This is a genomic window from Arthrobacter woluwensis, assembly GCF_900105345.1.
GTDB classification, from domain to species: domain Bacteria; phylum Actinomycetota; class Actinomycetes; order Actinomycetales; family Micrococcaceae; genus Arthrobacter_E; species Arthrobacter_E woluwensis.
Genome location: NZ_FNSN01000003.1, coordinates 1189778 through 1209330, shown reverse-complemented (window position 1 = coordinate 1209330; position 19553 = coordinate 1189778). Strand labels below are relative to the sequence as shown.

Annotated in this window: 17 protein-coding genes; 5 read left to right on the top strand and 12 right to left on the bottom strand. The window is 68.3% G+C overall.

Features of this window, described 5'->3' with window-relative positions:
* Positions 1-119 precede the first annotated feature (119 nt).
* Both mshA and BLV63_RS19210 read left to right on the top strand, forming a co-directional pair.
* Positions 120-1331 carry a D-inositol-3-phosphate glycosyltransferase gene (gene mshA / locus BLV63_RS06180; RefSeq protein WP_066211425.1) on the top strand — a complete coding sequence of 404 codons (1212 nt, stop codon included), beginning with the start codon at positions 120-122 and terminating at the stop codon, positions 1329-1331.
* Positions 1332-2279: 948 nt separating this feature from the next.
* The gene (locus BLV63_RS19210) at positions 2280-2777 is read left to right on the top strand and encodes a uracil-DNA glycosylase family protein (protein WP_243874903.1); all 498 of its coding nucleotides are present in this window, start codon (positions 2280-2282) and stop codon (positions 2775-2777) included.
* 103 nt (positions 2778-2880) lie between these two features.
* Here BLV63_RS19210 and BLV63_RS06170 read toward each other — a convergent pair whose 3' ends face one another.
* From BLV63_RS06170 to glmS, 6 genes are all read right to left on the bottom strand, one after another.
* Entirely contained in the window at positions 2881-3966 is a 1086-nt protein-coding gene (locus BLV63_RS06170) for an inositol-3-phosphate synthase (RefSeq protein ID WP_066211426.1), read from the bottom strand.
* 235 nt (positions 3967-4201) lie between these two features.
* Positions 4202-5254: an L-glyceraldehyde 3-phosphate reductase gene (mgrA, locus tag BLV63_RS06165; protein WP_066211427.1), complete on the bottom strand. Its 1053-nt coding sequence runs from the start codon at positions 5252-5254 to the stop codon at positions 4202-4204.
* A gap of 115 nt (positions 5255-5369) precedes the next feature.
* Positions 5370-7490: a glycogen debranching protein GlgX gene (gene glgX, locus BLV63_RS06160; protein ID WP_169795500.1), complete on the bottom strand. Its 2121-nt coding sequence runs from the start codon at positions 7488-7490 to the stop codon at positions 5370-5372.
* Between the two features lie 84 nt (positions 7491-7574).
* A complete protein-coding gene (locus BLV63_RS06155) occupies positions 7575-9170 on the bottom strand; it encodes an NAD(P)H-hydrate dehydratase (RefSeq protein WP_066211433.1) in 1596 nt (531 codons plus the stop codon).
* Between the two features lie 14 nt (positions 9171-9184).
* On the bottom strand, positions 9185-9532 hold the full coding sequence (locus BLV63_RS06150; RefSeq protein WP_066211436.1) for a holo-ACP synthase: 348 nt from the start codon (positions 9530-9532) through the stop codon (positions 9185-9187).
* Positions 9533-9537: 5 nt separating this feature from the next.
* On the bottom strand, positions 9538-11442 hold the full coding sequence (glmS, locus tag BLV63_RS06145) for a glutamine--fructose-6-phosphate transaminase (isomerizing) (protein WP_066211438.1): 1905 nt from the start codon (positions 11440-11442) through the stop codon (positions 9538-9540).
* Between the two features lie 83 nt (positions 11443-11525).
* Here glmS and coaA point away from each other — a divergent pair, with 83 nt between their 5' ends.
* The 3 genes from coaA (at position 11526) to mscL (ending at position 13815) form a co-directional block, all read left to right on the top strand.
* On the top strand, positions 11526-12476 hold the full coding sequence (gene coaA, locus BLV63_RS06140) for a type I pantothenate kinase (protein WP_066211440.1): 951 nt from the start codon (positions 11526-11528) through the stop codon (positions 12474-12476).
* Positions 12476-13306 carry a M15 family metallopeptidase gene (locus tag BLV63_RS06135; protein ID WP_066211442.1) on the top strand — a complete coding sequence of 277 codons (831 nt, stop codon included), beginning with the start codon at positions 12476-12478 and terminating at the stop codon, positions 13304-13306. Before coaA ends, BLV63_RS06135 begins: the two co-directional genes overlap by 1 nt.
* Positions 13307-13440: 134 nt before the next feature.
* The gene (mscL, locus tag BLV63_RS06130; RefSeq protein WP_066211447.1) at positions 13441-13815 is read left to right on the top strand and encodes a large conductance mechanosensitive channel protein MscL; all 375 of its coding nucleotides are present in this window, start codon (positions 13441-13443) and stop codon (positions 13813-13815) included.
* 78 nt (positions 13816-13893) lie between these two features.
* Here the strand turns inward: mscL and glmM are convergent, their stop codons facing one another.
* The 6 genes from glmM to truA all read right to left on the bottom strand — a co-directional run bounded on the left by glmM (position 13894) and on the right by truA (position 19534).
* Positions 13894-15252 (bottom strand): phosphoglucosamine mutase, encoded by a 1359-nt coding sequence (gene glmM / locus BLV63_RS06125; protein ID WP_066211450.1) that lies wholly within the window; start codon positions 15250-15252, stop codon positions 13894-13896.
* 464 nt (positions 15253-15716) lie between these two features.
* Entirely contained in the window at positions 15717-16223 is a 507-nt protein-coding gene (gene rpsI, locus BLV63_RS06120) for a 30S ribosomal protein S9 (protein ID WP_066211453.1), read from the bottom strand.
* A 37-nt stretch (positions 16224-16260) separates the two neighbouring features.
* On the bottom strand, positions 16261-16704 hold the full coding sequence (rplM, locus tag BLV63_RS06115) for a 50S ribosomal protein L13 (protein ID WP_066211456.1): 444 nt from the start codon (positions 16702-16704) through the stop codon (positions 16261-16263).
* A 254-nt stretch (positions 16705-16958) separates the two neighbouring features.
* Positions 16959-17327 carry a hypothetical protein gene (locus tag BLV63_RS06110; RefSeq protein WP_066211463.1) on the bottom strand — a complete coding sequence of 123 codons (369 nt, stop codon included), beginning with the start codon at positions 17325-17327 and terminating at the stop codon, positions 16959-16961.
* A gap of 137 nt (positions 17328-17464) precedes the next feature.
* Complete coding sequence (locus tag BLV63_RS06105) at positions 17465-18574, bottom strand: WXG100 family type VII secretion target (RefSeq protein WP_169795501.1); 1110 nt, start codon at positions 18572-18574, stop codon at positions 17465-17467.
* Positions 18575-18643: 69 nt separating this feature from the next.
* The gene (gene truA / locus BLV63_RS06100) at positions 18644-19534 is read right to left on the bottom strand and encodes a tRNA pseudouridine(38-40) synthase TruA (protein WP_066211472.1); all 891 of its coding nucleotides are present in this window, start codon (positions 19532-19534) and stop codon (positions 18644-18646) included.
* Positions 19535-19553 lie beyond the last annotated feature (19 nt).

Genomic DNA, 19553 nt, shown 5'->3' with positions numbered 1-19553 from the left:
ACGAGGCCGGCGTCACTGCTCCCCCGTCGCGGGCGTGACACCGCGGAGCGGTACAGTCTCTGAGGGACGTCAGCATCCTCCGTCCCTGCCGAATCAGCCCCGCGAACCAGGGAGGGATCATGCCGCCGGTCAGCCGCGTCGCGCTCCTCTCGCTCCACACCTCACCGCTGGAGCAGCCCGGCTCCGGGGACGCGGGCGGCATGAACGTGTACGTGCGGTCCCTGGCATCCGCTCTGGCCCGCTCGGGCGTGGAGGTGGAGATCTTCACGCGCGCGGTGGCTCCCGGTCAGCCCGACGTCGAGCATCCCGAGGCCGGCATCTGCGTGCACAACCTCCAGGCCGGCCCGAAGCGGCGGATCCCCAAGGAGCAGCTGCCCGCCCTGGTCCACCGGATGGCCGACGAGGTGGACGCCATCCGTTCCCGCCAGGCGCAGGGCCATTACCAGCTCATCCACTCGCACTACTGGCTCTCCGGGGTCGCCGGGCTGCATCTGGCCCGGGCGTGGGACGTGCCGCTGGTCCACACCATGCACACCATGGCGCGCGTCAAGAACCAGCATCTGCACTCCGGGGAGCACGCCGAGCCGGAGAACCGGGAGGAGGGTGAGCAGTGCGTGGTGGACGGCGCCGCGCGGCTCATCGCCAACACCCGGGCCGAGGCGCTCGAACTCCAGTCCCACTACGACGCCTCCCCCGCCACGATCGACGTGGTGGCGCCGGGCGTGGACCTGGACGTCTTCTCCCCCGCCGGGCCGGTGGCGCCCGCTCCCCCGGGGTTCCACGTGGTCTTCGCCGGACGGATGCAGCGGCTCAAGGGACCGCATGTCCTGGTCCAGGCGGCAGCCGCGCTCCGGGCCCGGCGTCCGGACATCCCGCTGCGACTGACCCTGCTGGGTGAGCAGAGCGGCAGCCGTCAGTACGACATCGACGCCGTCATCACCGCGAGCGGCATGAGCGACGTGGTGACACGCCGGAACGCGGTGCCCCGCGAGGAGCTGGCCGCCTGGTTCCGGGCGGCGGACGTGGTGGCGATGCCGTCCTACAGCGAGTCGTTCGGGCTCGTGGCGCTCGAGGCGCAGGCCTGTGGCACACCCGTGCTGGCAACCCGCGTGGGCGGGCTCACCGACGCCGTGGATGACGGCGTCAGCGGCCTGCTCGTGGACGGTCACCGGATCACCGCCTGGGCGGCCGCCCTGGAACGCCTGCACGACGACGCCGCCCTCCGCACCGCGCTCAGCCTCGGCGCCGTGCGCCACGCCTCCGCTTTCGGCTGGGACAGCGCCGCCCGCGCCACCTTGGCGTCCTATCGCAAGGCACTGGACGCCGTCTGACGGACCGGGCCGCCCGGCGTCGTCGTCCCTCCCGGACCTCGAGGCCCCGAACCCAAAACCTCCGGGCCTCGAGTTCCCGATCTCCGGTTCAACCCACCCCTTCGTGGTTCACCCACGGAAATATCCGTGGGTGTTCCACAAACGGGTGGGTCAAGCCACTCCGACAGTCATGAACCGCCGGAGAAGAGACCTGTGCCACGGGCGCTCCAAAAGAGGCCTGCGGCTTGCTAATATTGACAGTCTCACCGGCTTTCCGGTGGGCACCCCTCACCCCACTTTCCCGGCCAGGTCCGGGCGCCCTGTCTTGCGCCCTGAAACCGGCCCGCATGACCCGAGGAGAGCCCTGCCCTCATGACCGCCCTGGCCGACACGGATTATTTCGAGGACGAGGACTACGACAGCCGTAGTTCCCGCTACGACGAGGGCTTCGGCCACACCGATGAGCCCGACGACGAGTACGACAACGGCTTCGACGAGCTGGACAAGCTGCTGAGCGGCATCCTCGTCGACGAGGACGAGCTGGACGCCCCCGCGCCCGAGGCGAAGAAGCCGGGCCGCAAGCCCGCCGCCAAGACCACGGCCACCCAGAAGGCGCCGGCCGCAGCCAAGAAGACCGTCAAGTCTCCGCCGAAGGCGAGCGAGGTCATCACCCGCCGGATCGAGCCCATCGTCGCCGAACCGGTCGTCGCCGAACCCGTCGTGGAGCCGGTCGCAGCAGAACCCGCCGCTCAGCCCGCAGCCGCGGTCGACGCCCCCGCCGCGGAAGCCGAAGCCGAGACCACCGCCGAGACCGCCGCCGCCGTCGTCGATGCCGACGAGGCCCCGGCCGAAGAGCCCCGCACCCTGCCGGACAGCCCGTTCTTCGCCCCTCACATCGCGCCCGTGAACGAGCACGTCGAGTTCCTCCGGAAGCTCCGCCCCGGCTTCGAGGTGCCGTACGTGGACCCGATGCACTCGGTGGAGGACTGCCGCATCCTGAGCCTGTTCTCCAACAACAGCGCAGCCTCTCCGCAGGGCGTGGTGTGGGCCGGCGACGACGCCGCGGCCACCCGCCTGCTCGGCCTCCAGTTCCAGTTGGGCCTGCGTCCCGAGTGGATGATGCCATGGAACACCCACCCGTGGTTCACCCCGGGCGAGCCCAACGCCAAGCTGACCCCCGAGCAGGTCAGCGCGGGCCTCAAGCCCCTGATCGCCCTCCTGCGGATCCTCCCGCGCGTTTCGGCGATCGTCGCCCACGGCACCGAAGCCAACCGCCTCGCCCAGATGCTCCTCAAGACGGACAACCCGCTGATCTGGCGCCGCGGCCTCAAGGTCTACAAGGCCCGTTCGCTGCACGGCCGCTCCTTCGCCGGCTCCAAGGAACGCCAGACCGAGTGGCTGATCGACATGGGCCGCTCCTACGCGGACGCGATGGCCCGCGCCGGTCTCCAGGCGGGCCGCCGCTGACGCGCCCCGACGGCTCCCGCTGACGGGCCTTAGCCCCGAGCACGACGAAGGCCCCCTCCGCTCGGAGGGGGCCTTCGTCGTATGCGGGTCAGAGCCCGGAACCTCAGCGCTCCAGATCGCCCCGGATGAACGCCTCGACGTTCTCACGTGCCGCGGAGTCGTTGACCTGCTCCGGCGGGGACTTCATGAAGTAGCTGGAGGCGGACAGCAGCGGGCCGCCGATGCCACGGTCCAGGCCGATCTTGGCGGCACGGATCGCGTCGATGATCACGCCGGCCGAGTTCGGGGAGTCCCACACCTCGAGCTTGTACTCCAGGGACACCGGAGCGTCGCCGAAGTTGCGGCCTTCCAGACGGACGAAGGCCCACTTGCGGTCATCCAGCCAGGCCACGTAGTCGGACGGGCCGATGTGCACGTCGTCGGCGCGGAGCTCGGCCTCGACGTTGGAGGTGACAGCCTGGGTCTTGGAGATCTTCTTGGACTCGAGGCGGTCACGCTCCAGCATGTTCTTGAAGTCCATGTTGCCGCCGACGTTCAGCTGGTACGTGCGGTCCAGGGTCACGCCGCGGTCCTCGAACAGCTTGGCCATGACGCGGTGCGTGATGGTGGCGCCGATCTGGCTCTTGATGTCGTCGCCGACGATCGGGAGCTTGGCTGCCTCGAACTTCGCGGCCCACTCCGGGGTGCCGGCGATGAAGACGGGCAGCGCGTTGACGAAGGCCACGCCGGCGTCGATGGCGCACTGCGCGTAGAACTTGGCGGCTTCCTCACTGCCGACGGGCAGGTAGCAGACCATGACGTCCACTTCGGCGGCCTTGAGGGCGGCGACGACGTCGACCGGCTCCTCCGGCGCCTCCACGATGGTCTCGCGGTAGTAGCGGCCCAGGCCGTCCAGGGTGTGGCCACGCTGAACGGTCACACCCGTGGTGGGCACGTCGGCGATCTTGATCGTGTTGTTCTCGCTGGCGCCGATGGCGTCGGCCAGGTCAAGACCCACCTTCTTCGAGTCGACGTCGAAGGCGGCCACGAACTGCACGTCGCGAACGTGGTACTGCCCGAATTCCACGTGCATGAGGCCGGGAATCGTGCTGTTCGGATCAGCATCCTTGTAGTACTCGACGCCCTGCACCAGGGAAGCGGCACAGTTGCCTACGCCAACAATGGCAACGCGAATGGGGTGTGACGGCACGGAACTCCTTAGTCAAATACGTGAACTGCGGGCTCCACCCGGGGCCGGGGAGCGGCAGCGAGCGCCCGGCGGCGATGCCTCAGGCGCTCATGCAGTCTATCGAACACGCCGAAGTGGCCCTAAAACCCTCGGCAACACCTGACAACGCTCCGGGCCACGTTTTTAGTCCCGGCTCCCGAACGCGAGCGACGACGGCGGCCGGGCGGCCGCCGTCGTCGCTCGCCTGTGCGGGTGGTCAGGAGTTGCGGTGCAGCTTCGGCGACCAGACGTTGATGTCCGACTCGACCGCGAACTTGTCGATCGCGGACAGTTCGTCGGCCGTGAAATCGAGCCGGTCGATGGCGCCGAGAGTGTCCTCGAGCTGCCGCACGCTCGACGCGCCGACCAGCGCGGACGTCACCGGCGAGCCCTTGGGCTGGTCCCGGAGGATCCACGCGATGGCCATCTGGGCGAGGGTCTGCCCGCGCCCGGCGGCGATCTCGTTGAGGCCGCGGACGCGTTCCATGGCCTCGTCGGTCAGCGCCTTCTCGCTGAGAAACCGCTGCTGCGCGGCACGCGAGTCCGCGGGGATGCCGTTCAGGTAACGGTCGGTGAGCATGCCCTGGGCCAGGGGCGAGAACGCGATGCTGCCCGCGCCCACCTGATCCAGCGCTTCGTAGAGATTCGGTGTGCCGTCCTCGGTCCACCGGTTCAGCATCGAGTAGCTCGGCTGGTGGATGAGCAGCGGGGTCCCGAGGTCCTTGAGGATGCGGGCCGCCTCCAGGGTCTGCTCCGGGGTGTAGGAGGAGATGCCCGCGTACAGGGCGCGCCCTGAACGGACCGCGGTGTCCAGGGCGCCCATGGTCTCTTCGAGCGGGGTCGCAGGATCCGGGCGGTGGCTGTAGAAGATGTCGACGTAGTCCAGGCCCATCCGCTGCAGGGAGGCGTCCAGGCTGGAGAGCAGGTACTTGCGGGAGCCCCACTCACCGTAAGGTCCCTCCCACATGTGATACCCCGCCTTGGTGGAGATGACGAGTTCATCCCGGTACGGGCGGAAGTCCTCCGCGAGGTGGCGGCCGAAGTTGGTCTCGGCGCTGCCGGCGGGCGGACCGTAGTTGTTGGCGAGGTCGAAGTGGGTGACGCCGAGGTCGAAGGCGCGGCGCAGGATGGCGCGCTGAGTTTCGAAGGGCTTGTCGTCGCCGAAGTTGTGCCACAGGCCGAGGGAGATGGCCGGCAGCTTCAGACCGCTGCGTCCGACGCGGCGGTAGGGCATGGTGTCGTAGCGCTGAGGGGAAGCAAGGTAAGTCACGTCACCATCCTGCCACTCGAGTAACCACGGGGCGAGGAGTGTCCCGCAGAGTGAAACCCGGTGCACACGGGGCGGGGTCGCACTGCAACCCTGCCCCGTGTGCCCTCAGACAGCCCTACCCTCGCCAGCCCTGCAGCACGAGCATGGACTTGGCCGGCACCGCGACCTTCGACCGCGCCGCGAGCGACCCCTTGAGCTCCCGGTCCGAGGTGTCCAGCACGGGCGTCCAGGATGCGGAGTAGTTCTCGGCGGGGAGGGTGAACTCCACCTCGTCGTCGTGGGCGTTGAAGCAGAGGATGAAGTCGTCGTCGAGGATCTCTTCGCCGCGCTCCCCCGGCGCCTGGATGGCCCCGCCGTTGAGGAACATGGCGAGCGTCCGGGCGAAGCCGTTGTTCCAGTCCTCGTCCGTCATGGGCGTGCCGTCCGAATCGAGCCAGACGACGTCGGGCAGCCACTCACCCTCCGAGGTCTCGGCCGGGCGCCCGTCGAAGAAGCGACGGCGCCGGAACACCGGGTGCTCCTGCCGCAGCTTGCTCAGCCGGCCGGTGAAGTCGATCAGCTCCTCGTCCACCTCGTCCCAGTGCACCCACGTCAGCGGCGCGTCCTGGCAGTAGGCGTTGTTGTTGCCGTCCTGCGTCCGGCCCAGTTCGTCGCCGTGCAGGATCATCGGGACGCCCTGAGACAGCAGCAGCGAGGCCAGAAGGTTCCGCTGCTGCCGCGAGCGCAGCGCCAGCACCTCCGGATCGTCGGTGGGGCCTTCGACGCCGCAGTTCCAGGACCGGTTGTGGGACTCGCCGTCGCGATTGTCCTCGCCGTTGGCCTCGTTGTGCTTCTCGTTGTAGGACACGAGGTCGCGCAGGGTGAACCCGTCGTGGGCCGTGACGAAGTTGATCGAGGCCACCGGACGCCGCCCGGAGTGCTCGTACAGATCCGCCGAACCTGTCAGGCGCGAGGCGAACTCGCCCAGAGCGGCCGGCTCGCCGCGCCAGAAGTCGCGGACCGTATCCCGGTACTTGCCGTTCCATTCGGTCCACTGCGGCGGGAAGTTGCCCACTTGGTAGCCGCCCGGCCCCACATCCCACGGTTCCGCGATGAGCTTGACGCGGGACACCACCGGATCCTGCTGCACGAGTTCGAAGAAGGACGACAGCTTGTCCACGTCGTAGAACTCACGGGCCAGGGTGGCCGCCAAGTCGAAGCGGAAGCCGTCCACATGCATCTCGGTCACCCAGTACCGCAGCGAGTCCATGATGAGCTGCAGCGAATGCGGATTCCGGGCGTTGAGGGAGTTCCCCGTCCCCGTGTAATCCATGTAGTACTGGGGATCGTCATCGGTCAGGCGGTAGTACGCGGCGTTGTCGATGCCCCGGAAGGACAGCGTCGGACCCAGGTGGTTGCCCTCCGCGGTGTGGTTGTAGACCACGTCCAGGATGACCTCGATGCCGGCCCGGTGCAGGTCCCGCACCATGGCCTTGAACTCCTGGACCTGCTCGCCCTGCTCCCCCGTGGAGGAGTACTTGTTGTGGGGCGCGAAGAAGCCGATCGTGTTGTAGCCCCAGTAGTTGGAGAGGCCCTTGTCCTGCAGCACCGAGTCGTTGACGAACTGGTGCACGGGCATGAGCTCGATCGCCGTGACCCCGAGCTCCTGCAGGTGCTTGATCACCGAGGGGTGCGCGATGCCCGCGTAGCTGCCTCGCTGGTCCTCCGGGACGTCGGGGTGGAGCTGGGTCAGGCCCTTGACGTGCGCCTCGTAGATGACGCTCTGGTGGTACGGGATGCCCGGCTGCTGGTCGCCCGCCCAGTCGAAGAACGGGTTGATGACCACGCCCAGCATCACATGCGGCGCCGAGTCGTCATCGTTGCGCTGCGTGGGGTCCTCGTGGTCGTAGCTGAACACGGCCGGATCCCAGTCGACCTGTCCGGCCACGGCCTTCGCGTAGGGGTCCAGGAGCAACTTGTTCGGGTTGAAGCGGTTGCCGTGCTCGGGCTCGTACGGGCCGGACACCCGGTACCCGTACTTCTGGCCGGGACGCACGGCCGGCAGGTACGCGTGCCACACGTAACCGTCCACCTCGGTGAGCGGGATGCGCTGCTCGCTGCCGTCGTCGTCCACGAGGCACAGTTCCACGGCCTCGGCGCGTTCGCTGAAGAGCGCGAAATTGGTGCCTGCGCCGTCATACGTCGCCCCGAGCGGATACGCCTTGCCCGGCCAGACTTGCTGATTCACATTCTCCACGCGGTGTGCCTCCTCAGGCGATAGTCCCGGTGCCCCTGCGGGCTCACCTTAGTGCACTCAGATGTCGATTCCGCTACGCGGACGTCATGGAGCATCCCACACGAAGCGTACGGCGTGGGCGATGTCCCGCGCGCTGATCGGATGGCCGCGCCCGCCATCGGCCTCGCCCGACGCGATCCGCCCCGCTCTGCCGTGCACCGCGGCGGCCAGAGCGGCGGTGGCCGCCCAGTGTCCGGCGTCGCCCATCTCCCCGACCGACGACGGCGCCACGCCGCCTTGCGCGAGCAGCGCGCCGAGGACTCCGGCCAGGACGTCCCCGCTGCCCGCCGTCGCGAGCCACGGTGTGCCGTCGGCCTGAGAGAAGAGGATCCCGCCGGGCTCGTGGCACAGGGTGTGCGGCCCCTTCAGCAGGATGGTCGTCCCGGTGAGCCGGACCGCCTCCCGCAGGGAGGCCCCGGCGGTCGCTTCGACCTCTGCGCGGTCGCACTCCGTCCCCAGACGGGTCAGGAGCCGGGCGAGTTCCCCGGCGTGCGGGGTGAGGATGAGCTCCGGACGGTCCACGGCCCGCTCCCCCACGAGGTCCAGCGCTCCGGCGTCCACGACGGCGGGCTGGCCCAGGCTCAGGGCCTGTCGGCAGCGGTCCAGCTGTTCCTCGCCGGACACCCCGGAGCCGAGGACCCAGGCCTGAACCCGGCCCTGCAGTTCGGGCCCGGTGTGACAGACGACCTCCGGCAGCGCGGCGTTGATCAGGGCCGCCACCGAGGGCGGGCCGAAATAGCGGACCATGCCGGCCCCGGCCGACAGCGCACCCGCGCAGGCCAGGAGGGCGGCGCCGGGGTATTCCTCCGAGCCGGCCACCACGCCGAGGACGCCCCGGGTGTACTTGTGGCCCTCGGCCGCGGGCCGCGGCAGAAGACGCGAGACGTCCTCCGCACCCATCCGCCGCACGACCGGCTCCCCGAGACGGTCCTCCACGCCGATCGGAATGACTTCCACCCGGCCCGCGGACGCCGCTCCCGGCGGAAGGAACAGCCCGGTCTTGGCGGCGGCGAACGTGACGGTGCTCTCGACCGGGAGCACCGGACCGGTCACTTCGCCCGTCGTCGGATCGACGCCGCTGGGGATGTCGCACGCCACGACGTGTGGAAGGCCGCGGCCCTCGGAGCGCTCACGGAGCAGGAGTTCGACCAGTCCCGCGGCAGCGCCCCGGAGTCCGCCGCGTGCGCCCGTGCCCAGGATCGCGTCGATCAGGACGTCCGCCCGGACGCACTCGTCCCGCGCCTCAGTGAGCGTGCACAGCGGCAGCCGGGCCGCGCCGTCGTCCGTGGAACCGCCAGGCACGGAACCATCCGGCGCCAGGCGCACCGCACGGCCTCCCGCGGCCAGCAGCGCGGCGAGACCCTCGGCATGGGCCGTCGTGTCCACGAGGACGGCCGTGACGGCCACGCCGCGGCGGGCCAGGAACGCCAGGGCCCAGAGCCCGTCGCCCCCGTTGTTCCCCTTGCCGATCAGTCCGGTCACGCGGGCTCCGTAGACCCGCCCGCGCCGGGCCCGGAGTTCCCGGGTGATCGTCAGAGCCAGTCCGTAAGACGCCCTGCGCATGAGTTCGGCGCCCATCCCGGCGTCCAGGGCGGGCCGCTCAGCGGCCCGCACCTGATCCGCGGAATGAGCGCCGATCATGTCCTGCTCGTCGTCTAGCGTTCCGCCACGACCATGGCGGTGGCGATCCCACCGTCATGGCTCATCGACAGGTGCCAGTGCTTGATGCCCTTGGAATCGGCCACGGCCTTGACCGTGCCCTTGACCTGAATGCTGGGCCCTTCCGAGGAGAGACCGATCCAGCAGTCCTGCCAGTTCATGCCCGCCGGAGCGCCCAGAACCTTCGCCACCGCCTCCTTGGCGGCGAAACGCGCAGCCAGAGAGCGGTCGTTCAGTTCGCGCTCGGCGGGGACGAAGAGCCGGTCCCGCAGCGCCGGAGTGCCCTCCAGCTGCCGCTTGAAACGCTCGATGTCCACCACGTCAACGCCGATTCCAACAATCATGGCGCTTATTCTACGGTCACGCTCTTGGCGAGGTTACGCGGCTGATCCACGTCGTAGCCCTTCGCCTCGGCGAGAGCGGCGGCGAAGAGCTGCAGCGGCACCGTGGTCAGGAGCGGAGCCAGCAGCGGCGGCGTCTCCGGCACGTAGAAGACGTGCTCGGCGTAGTCCACCACGTCCGTGTCGCCTTCCTCGGCGATCACGATGGTGCGGGCGCCGCGGGCGCGGACTTCCTGGATGTTGGAGACCACCTTGGAGTGCAGCGAGTCGCGGCCGCGCGGGGACGGCACCACCACGAAGACCGGCTGGCCTTCCTCGATCAGCGCGATCGGGCCGTGCTTGAGCTCGCCGGCGGCGAAGCCCTCGGCGTGGATGTAGGCGAGCTCCTTGAGCTTGAGCGCGCCCTCCATGGCGACCGGGAAGCCCACGTGGCGGCCCAGGAACAGGACGGACTTGGCCTCGGCCATGTCGCGGCCCAGGGACTTGATGTCCTCTTCACGCTCGAGGATCGCGGAGATCTTGGCCGGGATCTTGCCGAGGTCGGACAGGATGTCCTTGATCTCGCCCTTGAACTTGTTACCGCGCAGCTGTGCCAGATAAAGGCCCAGCAGGTAGGCGGCGGTGATCTGCGCCAGGAACGCCTTGGTGGAGGCGACGGCGATCTCCGGGCCGGCGTGCGTGTAGAGCACGGCGTCGGATTCGCGCGGGATGGTGGAGCCGTTGGTGTTGCAGATCGCCACGGTCTTGGCGCCCTGCTCTCGGGCGTACCGGACGGCCATGAGGGTGTCCATGGTCTCGCCCGACTGGGAGATGGAGACGATCAGGGTGTTCTCGTCCACGATCGGATCGCGGTAGCGGAACTCGTGGCTCAGCTCCACCTCGGTGGGGATGCGGCACCAGTGCTCGATCGCGTACTTGGCCACCTGGCCGGCGTACGCGGAGGTGCCGCAGGCCAGCACGATGATCTTGTTGACGGACTTGAGCAGCTCGGGGTCGATGCGGACCTCGTCGAGCGTCAGGTTGCCGTGGGAGTCGGAACGGCCCAGGAGGGTGTTGGCCACGGCCTCAGGCTGGTCGTGGATCTCCTTCTCCATGAAGGACGGGTAGCCGTCCTTCTCGGCGGATGCCGGGTCCCAGTCCACGTGATACTCACGGCCCTCGGCCGGGTTCCCGAAGAAGTCGGTGATCTCCACGGTGTCCGGGGTGATCGTGACGATCTGGTCCTGACCCAGCTCGACCGCGCGGCGCGTGTAGTCGATGAAACCGGACACGTCGGAACCGAGGAAGTTCTCGCCGTCGCCCAGGCCGACGACCAGCGGGGAGTTGCGGCGGGCCGCGACGACGGCCTCGGGGGCGTCGGCGTGGATGGCCAGCAGGGTGAACGCGCCCTCGAAGCGCTGGCAGGCCTGGCGCATGGCCTCGGTCAGGATGGCGGTGCCGGAGTCGCCGGCCATCGCGCCTTCCGAGAGTTTGCGGTAGAGCTGGCCGAGCAGCGCAGCGGCCACCTCGGTGTCCGTCTGAGAGAGGAACTCGACGCCCTGGGCGAGCAGTTCCTGCTTGATCTCGGAGTAGTTCTCGATGATGCCGTTGTGGATGAGCGCCAGCTTGCCACCGTCGGCCAGGTGCGGATGCGCGTTCTGGTCGGTCGGGCCGCCGTGGGTCGCCCACCGGGTGTGCCCGATCCCGGTCAGGGATTCCGGCAGCGGGTGCGCTTCCAGCTCGCTCAGGAGGTTGGCCAGCTTGCCGGACTTCTTCCGGGCTGCGACACCGCCTTCTTCGAGCACTGCGACACCCGCGGAGTCGTATCCACGGTATTCAAGACGACGGAGGCCTTCCAGAACCACGCCAAGGGCTGAGCGCTCCGCTTCCTCGGCAGCGGCGGACCGGCCGGTGTATCCCACAATTCCACACATGCGCACAAGCCTACCGGCCCGGGCGTGTGCATTTCATTCTGGCCCCGCCTGCGGGCAGAATCTCTTAGGTGAGTTTGCACCGCATGGACAACCAGGGCGACGGCGCGTCCCCCTTCGTGGAGCTGGACCGTCAGACCTGGTCGCGGTTGGCCGCTCAGATGGAGCAGCCCCTCAATCAGGAGGACCTGGACCGCCTGCGCGGCCTCGGCGACCCCCTGGACATGGCCGAGGTCCGGGACGTGTATCTTCCCTTGTCACGGCTCCTTCACCTCTATGTCGAGGCCGCGGGTCAGCTGCACTCCGCCACCACCACGTTCCTGGGGGAACAGACCCAGCGGACCCCTTTCGTGATCGGTGTCGCCGGCTCCGTGGCGGTGGGCAAATCCACCATCGCCCGCGTGCTCCGGGAGATGCTGCGGCGCTGGCCCGGCACGCCCAATGTCGAGTTGATCACCACGGACGGGTTCCTCTACCCCCTGGCCGAGCTCCGCCGTCGTCAGCTCCTGGACCGCAAGGGCTTCCCGGAGTCCTACGACCGCCGCGCCCTCCTGCGCTTCGTGGCGGCCATCAAGGGCGGCGCCGAGGAGGTGCGGGCGCCCTGGTACTCGCACGTCACGTACGACATCGTCCCGGGCCGCGAAGTGGTCGTCCGCCGGCCGGACGTGCTGATCGTGGAGGGTCTGAACGTCCTCGCGCCCGCACAGATCCGCCAGGACGGGCGTCTCGGCCTGGCCCTCTCCGACTTCTTCGATTTCTCCATTTATGTGGACGCGAAGACCCAGTACATCGAGGAGTGGTACGTGGACCGCTTCCGGAAGCTCCGCACCACGGCCTTCTCGCAGCCGGACTCCTATTTCCACCGCTACGCGTCCCTCAGTGACGCCGAGGCCGAGGAGACCGCACGGGACATCTGGAAGCGCATCAACGAACCCAACCTCGTCCACAATGTGCTGCCCACCCGGGGCCGGGCACAGCTCGTGCTGACCAAGGACCCGGATCACTCGATCCGGCGCATGCTGCTCAGGAAGGTCTGATGGAACCACGACGGAGAGATCTTCTGCGGGCCGGCCTGCTCGGCGCCGGGGCACTCGGCCTCGCCGCTTGTTCGCCGACGACGCCGACCCAGGGTTCCGCCTCGGCCTCACCGGCCGCCGCGGGCGGCGTCTCCGCCTCCGGTTCTCGGGCGCCGTCGCCGTCCGCTTCCGCCGTGCCGACGCCGAAACCCACGCCGGCCGCCCCGTACCTGTCGCTCCGCGGACCGCGGCACTCGTTCGATGACCCCCGGAGCCCGTGGGTCGTGGTGAACAAGCACCGGCCGCTCAAACCCGTGGACTTCGCGCCGCAGGATCTGCGCGCCCCCGCGGTCGCGGCCACGGCCACGGGCGAACTGGCCCTCGTGAACGCGACCACCGCCACCGCGGCCGAGAAGATGTTCGCGGCCGCCTCTCAGGACGGCGTGGGTCTGGTCCTGGCGAGCGGCTACCGCTCGTACACCACCCAGGTGGGGCTGTACCAGTCGTACGCGAACGCCCGCGGCACCGCCAGCGCGGACACCGCGTCGGCGCGTCCCGGCTACTCGGAGCATCAGACCGGCTGGGCCTTCGACATCGGAGACAGCGGCGGCGCCTGCGCCTTCGTCCCGTGTTTCGCGTCCACCCCGGCTGCCGTCTGGGCCGCCAAGAGGGCCCACGAGTTCGGTTTCATCGTCCGGTACCAGATGGGTCTGGAGGGTGTGACGGGATACCTCGCCGAACCATGGCACCTGCGGTACATCGGTCCGGAAGCCGCCCGCGACATGCAGGCCCGCGGCATCAAGACCCTGGAGCAGTACTTCGGACTGCCGTCCGCGCCCGGCTACCGCTAGCCTGCTAAAAGCTGTCAACCGGCCGGAAACTCTCCGGTCCTGCTGTGAATTCTTGTCATTCGGGAACGGGACGTTCGAAGACAAGTAAGCTTTAATCCACCCAAACGCAGCGAAGATGCGCTAGTTTGGGGCTTATGCTCAAGGGTTTCAAAGAATTCATCATGAAGGGCAACGTCGTCGATCTGGCCGTTGCCGTCGTTATGGGCGCCGCCTTCGGTGCGGTCGTCGACTCCATCGTCAAGGGGCTGCTCACGCCGCTGATCGCCCGTCTGTTCAATGCCAAGGACCTCGCGGGCATGACCTGGGAGGGCTTCGCCTACGGCAGCGTCATCGCCGCCATCATCAACTTCGTCCTGATCGCCGCCGCCATCTACTTCGTCGTCGTCATGCCGATGAACCACATGATCGCCCGTCGCAATGCCAAGCTCGGCATCAAGGAGGAGGAAGAGGCGGTCGATCCGCAGATCGCCCTCCTCACCGAGATCCGCGACTCCCTCAAGAACCGCTGACCCACAGACCCTTCTCCCCGGAACGACCGAAGGCCGCCACCCGAACGGGTGGCGGCCTTCGTCGTCTGCAGCGGGGCCTCAGGAGGTCGGCTCGAGCGCCAGGTGCTCCTTGACGATCGCCGCGAGGTCCTCGCACACGCGAGTGGCGGTCTCCATGTCCGCAGCCTCCACCATGACCCGGACCACGGGTTCGGTGCCGGAAGGGCGGAGGAGGACGCGACCGGTCTCCCCGAGTTCCTGTTCCGCGCGCGCCACGGCGGCGGCCACATGCGGATCCTGAGTGGCGCGGGCCTTGTCGACGCCCTTGACGTTGATCATGAGCTGCGGGAGCTTGTTCATGGCGCCGGCGAGGTCCTTGAGACTGCGACCCGTGCGGGCCACCTGAGCGGCCAGCTGAAGACCTGTCAGAAGGCCGTCACCGGTGGTGGCGTAGTCCGCGAAGATCACGTGACCGGACTGCTCGCCGCCGAGGTTGAAGCCGCCCTCGCGCATGCCTTCCAGGACGTAGCGGTCGCCCACCGCCGTCTCCTTGATGGTGATCCCGGCGTCGCGCAAGGCGATCTTGAGCCCGAGGTTGCTCATCACGGTGGCCACCAGAGTGTCCTGGCTGAGCTGACCGGCTTCCTTGAGGGAGAGCGCCAGGATCGCCATGATCTGGTCACCGTCCACTTCCTGGCCCTCATGGTCGACCGCGAGGCAGCGGTCCGCGTCGCCGTCGTGAGCGATGCCCAGGTCGGCGCCGTGTTCCAGCACGGCGGCCTTGAGCGGACCGAGGTGGGTGGAGCCCACGCCGTCGTTGATGTTCAGGCCGTCCGGGTCGGCACCGATGACCACGATGTCCGCGCCGGCATCCTTGAAGAGTTCGGGGGAACAACCGCTGGCGGCCCCGTTCGCGCAGTCGAGCACGATCTTGAGGCCTTCCAGGCGCTGCGGGGCGATGGACCGCAGCAGGTGGAGGATGTAGCGGTCCTCGGCGTCGGAGAAGCGCCGGATTCGTCCCACACCGGCCGCCTGGGGACGTTCGAAGCCGAGCTCCATCTGGGTCTCGATCGCGTCTTCGATCTCATCCGGGAGCTTGTGGCCGCCGCGGGCGAAGAACTTGATGCCATTGTCCGGCGCCGGGTTGTGAGAGGCGGAGATCATGACGCCGAAGTCGGCTTCCAGATCCGCCACCAGGAAGGCTGCGGCCGGGGTGGGCAGCACACCGGCGTCGTAGACGTCCACACCGGAGCTGGCGAGGCCTGCTTCGACGGCGGCGGAGATGAACTCGCCGCTGGCCCTCGGATCACGCGCGACGACGGCTCGTGGCCGGCTGCCGTTGCTGTGGTTATGACCCAGCACCACGGCCGCGGCCTGGGCCAGCTGCATGGACAGTTCAGCGGTCAGCAGTCCGTTCGCAAGGCCTCGGACGCCGTCGGTTCCAAATAATCTAGACATCGGATCGATTCTAGCCGACGGCACCCCCGGCGGCGCAGACCGTCGTTCCGGGGCCGGTTCCCCTCGCGCCCGGCCAGCTGGCCACCGCCAGGCCGTCTCGTGCCCCGCCGTCGTCGTTTCCCCCGGTCATCCGTACTTTCCCCCGCCACTGTGGCGCAGGGAAAGACCACAGCCCCGGGCGACACCAAAGGCCCGGAGGCGGAGAAGCCACCGAGCCCTGAGGAGCCGAGGCACCAAAAAAGCGGCTTGCGCTGCGCGCCGCTTTCTTGGCAGGCCGAGAAACCAGCGCTTGTGGAGCCAAGCGCTGATTTCTGCCGAGGGACCCGAAAGGGCCGGTCGCTCTGCGACCGGCCCTTGGGGGAAGACGACGCCCTCTGCGCTTGTGGAGCCAAGCGCTGATTTCTGCCGAGGGACCTGAAAGGGCCGGTCGCTCTGCGACCGGCCCTTTCAGGAAGGCTGAGAAATCAGCGCTTGGAGTACTGCTGTGCCTTACGGGCCTTCTTGAGACCGGCCTTCTTACGCTCGATGACGCGGGCGTCACGAGTCAGGAAGCCGGCCTTCTTGAGGGTCGGGCGGTTGTTCTCGACGTCGATCTCGTTCAGGGAACGAGCGATGCCGAGGCGCAGCGCACCGGCCTGGCCGGAGGGGCCACCACCGTGGATGCGGGCGATGACGTCGTAAGCGCCCTCGAGCTCGAGGATGCGGAACGGCTCGTTGACTTCCTGCTGGTGCAGCTTGTTCGGGAAGTAGTTCTCCAGCTCGCGGCCGTTGATGGTCCACTTGCCGGAACCCGGAACGACGCGCACGCGGGCGATGGCTTCCTTACGGCGGCCGACACCGGAGCCGGGCACCGTCAGGGCCGGGCGCTCCTTCTGCTCGGAAGCCTGCGCCGGGGCGCTCTCCGAGGTGTAGCTGGTGGGGATTTCCTCGGCCTCGACGGCCTCGGTGGTCAGTTCTTCGTTCTGAGCCACGATTCTCCTTGAAAACTAAGTTGGGTGGTGGCCAGGACTACTGGGCGACCTGGGTGATTTCGAAAGTCTGGGGCTGCTGAGCGGCGTGCGGGTGCTCAGCACCGCGGTACACCTTCAGCTTGGTCAGCTGAGCGGCAGCCAGGGAGTTCTTCGGCAGCATGCCCTTGACGGCCTTCTGCACGGCCAGAACCGGGTTCTTCTCCAGCAGTTCGGCGTAGTTGACGCTCTTGAGGCCGCCCGGGTAACCGGAGTGGCGGTAAGCGCGCTTCTGCTCGAGCTTGGCGCCGGTCAGGGCCACCTTCTCGGCGTTGATGATGATGACGAAGTCGCCCATGTCCATGTGAGCGGCGAAGGTCGGCTTGTGCTTGCCGCGCAGGAGATTGGCGGTGTGGCTGGCAAGACGGCCCAGGACGACGTCGGTTGCGTCAATGACGTGCCACTGGCGATCAACATCGCCGGGCTTCGGGGTGTACGTACGCACGGTGTATGCCTCGTTCTTGTTCTGGCGTTCAAAGTAGTTTCAGCAGGCGTGAGTTCCTGCTGAAGGGTTCCTGTGCGACCGGATCAGAGGTGAGGGCTCTAGGGAACCAGTGAGACCCGAAGCTCGATAGCGCGACCGGATACACGATCCATGCAACAGAATCATCCGGCCGGCACCCAACATCGAGAGGGCACACGCACAACGACTTAAAACTTTATCGTTAATGACCCGTTCAGGCAAAAGCGCCGGGAGGATCAACGACCCGCAGGAAGTGAATAGACCGCGACGGCGGTCGCGCCGGCGCCGTCCACGGTCACCCGGACGTTCGGCCCTCGCCCATAATCCCGGTCCTTGCTGCAGAGCGCCAGCCCCTCGCCGTCGCCGTGACCCCGGAGGACGACCCGGTCCTGCGGCCCCACCACGGCATCCGGGAACACGTCCAGCCCTGCGACCCGGCACCAGTCCAGGACAGCCTTGCGTTCCCCCGTGAAGGTGACCAGTGCGGCGTCCGGGAAGTTCTGAAGACCTTCAGTGGAACTGGTGAGGTCTCCGTGATGAGGGGGGTCTGAGAGTCCTGCGCGTCCGAGGATGTTCTGAGCGGACTGTGGATCCGTGGTGGTCATGGCAGTGCCCTTCGACGAGGTCGTGATGTGCTGGGGGGAAGGAGGCGATGACGGTCCTCCGCGCTCCGGGACTGGACCCACGGCGCAGGAGACCATCATCAAGAGCATCGCGCCGCACAGGGCGGCCCTGGATATTCTCATGACACCGTTCCGTCCCCGTGGCGATTCCCGGAACGCCCCACCATGTTGAAATTCTGCGCCAGCCCCACCTCGTTGAGATGCCCCATCTCCGCATCGGTGACGTGAAACGGTCCGATGTCCGTGGCTTTGGTCCCATCCCAGTTGTACCGATCACGGTAGCTGACGGCCGTGTCCGTCACGTAGCGCCATTCGCCGCCGGGCTGCTCGGGAGGGTACACCGTCACCTGTCCCTGGGTGCTGTACTGGATACCGCCGGTCGCATAGAACCAGTTGGCACTCTGGTCCTTGGTGATGTAATAGCCCTTCCAGTCCGTGCTGACGGGATAAGTCACTGGACCGGTGGCTCCGGAACCCTTGGCATCGGCCACCGCACTGCGCGCCAGGTTGGTGACGTCCGCGTCAGCCTGTCCTCTGAGCTGTGGAACGTCCTTGAGCATCTGGTCCACGTTCTGAGTCAAGGGCTCCCCGGAATTGCCGAGGTAGTGCAGCAGATTCCTCGACGCGTCCGGCCAGCCGGCTCCGCCTGCTTCCGCCGCAGTTTCCACCACGAGCTTCTTCGCGTGGTCTCCCCAACCTGCGTCCGAGGTTCCGTGGCCTTGCGAATCCGGGTCCGAACGCCAGGGTGGCGCCTCAGGCCGGGGGACGCTGGTGCCCGGAACAGGCTTGCCGAGGCCGTTGGGCAACGGCTGAGGTCCATCGGTGTGACCACCGGGGTCCCCTTGACCTCCGCCCTCCCGGCCCCGCTCGCCTTCGGCGCCTCGGCCTTGAGATCGACGGTCACTGCCGTCGACGGACGGCGGCGCCCCTCCGGCGCCTGTCGCCCCGCTTCCGCCAGCTGCCACGCTGGCCTTCTCCTGCTCTTGCGCCTGCTGCTGCAAGGCGCGGGCCGCGCTCAGCAAAGACTGGATGCAGTGGCGGGCCTCCGGGGTGGTCTCACTGTGCCAGGTGGCCTGGAAACGCTGCAGATCGGGACCCTGCCAAGGTCCGGGCTCCGCCACCAGGGCATCGAGTGAACGAAGGCGTGAGCTGAGGTCTTGGGCTCCACGCTCCAGCGTGCGCGCGAGGGCGCGTAGTTGTTCAACGTCGGCTCCGAGAAATCCACCCATGGTCATCACCCTCCCGCCACGGCACGGCGAGGTCAATGGGGAGCCCTCCCCTGGGAGGGGGACGACGTCTCAGTCCCGGACGGCCCGGGTCTGCTCGGCGCGGGCCTTGAGCTGGTCATCCTCGGGGTAGGCGACGTACTCCAGCACCAGCGGGTGCGCCGGCGCCAGGACCGATCGAGAGTCGCGCTTCTTCTCCAGCAGCCGCTCCCAGAGCCACGGAGGGGGCTCGGCGCCCTCCCCCACGGTCAGCGTGGCGCCGATCAGCGCCCGCACCATGTTGTGGCAGAACGCGTCGGCCTGGATGTGCGCCGTGATGATCCCGTCCGCACCCCGCTCGAAGTCGAACCGCTGGAGCTCGCGAACCGTGGTGGCCCCTTCGCGGGGCTTGCAGTAGGACCGGAAGTCGTTCAGCCCGAGGAGCTGTGCTGCGCCGCGATTCATCGCCTCGGTGTCCAGGGGCTTCTTGTGCCACAGCACGAGCGAGCGGCCGAGCGGGTCCCAGGTCCGCGCGTCGTCGGCGATCCGGTAGCTGTAGCGGCGCCACAGGGCGCTGAAGCGGGCGTCGAAGCCCTCCGCCGCGAGCTCCACGCTGTGCACGACGACGGCGCCGTTCAAGTCCCCGAGGACCTTGGCCAGGGTGCCGCGAAGCCTGCGCTGCAGCGTCTGGGCGGCGCCGTCCACGTTCCCGCGGCCCACGCGCTCCCACTCCTGCTCGGTGGTGTCCCAGTGGACCACCTGGCCGCGGGAGTGGACGCCCGCGTCGGTGCGCCCGGCGACCGTGAGGCGCACGGGGCGGCGGAGGACCATTCCGAGGGCTTCCTCCAGCACGCCCTGGACCGTGAGCAGCCCTGGCTGCACGGCCCATCCACGGAACGGGGCGCCGTCATACGCCAGCCCCATCCGGACACGAAGAAACCCGCCGTCACCGGTAGGGGTGACGACGGGTTCTTCGAACTGCATAGACCAAAGTCTACTGGGT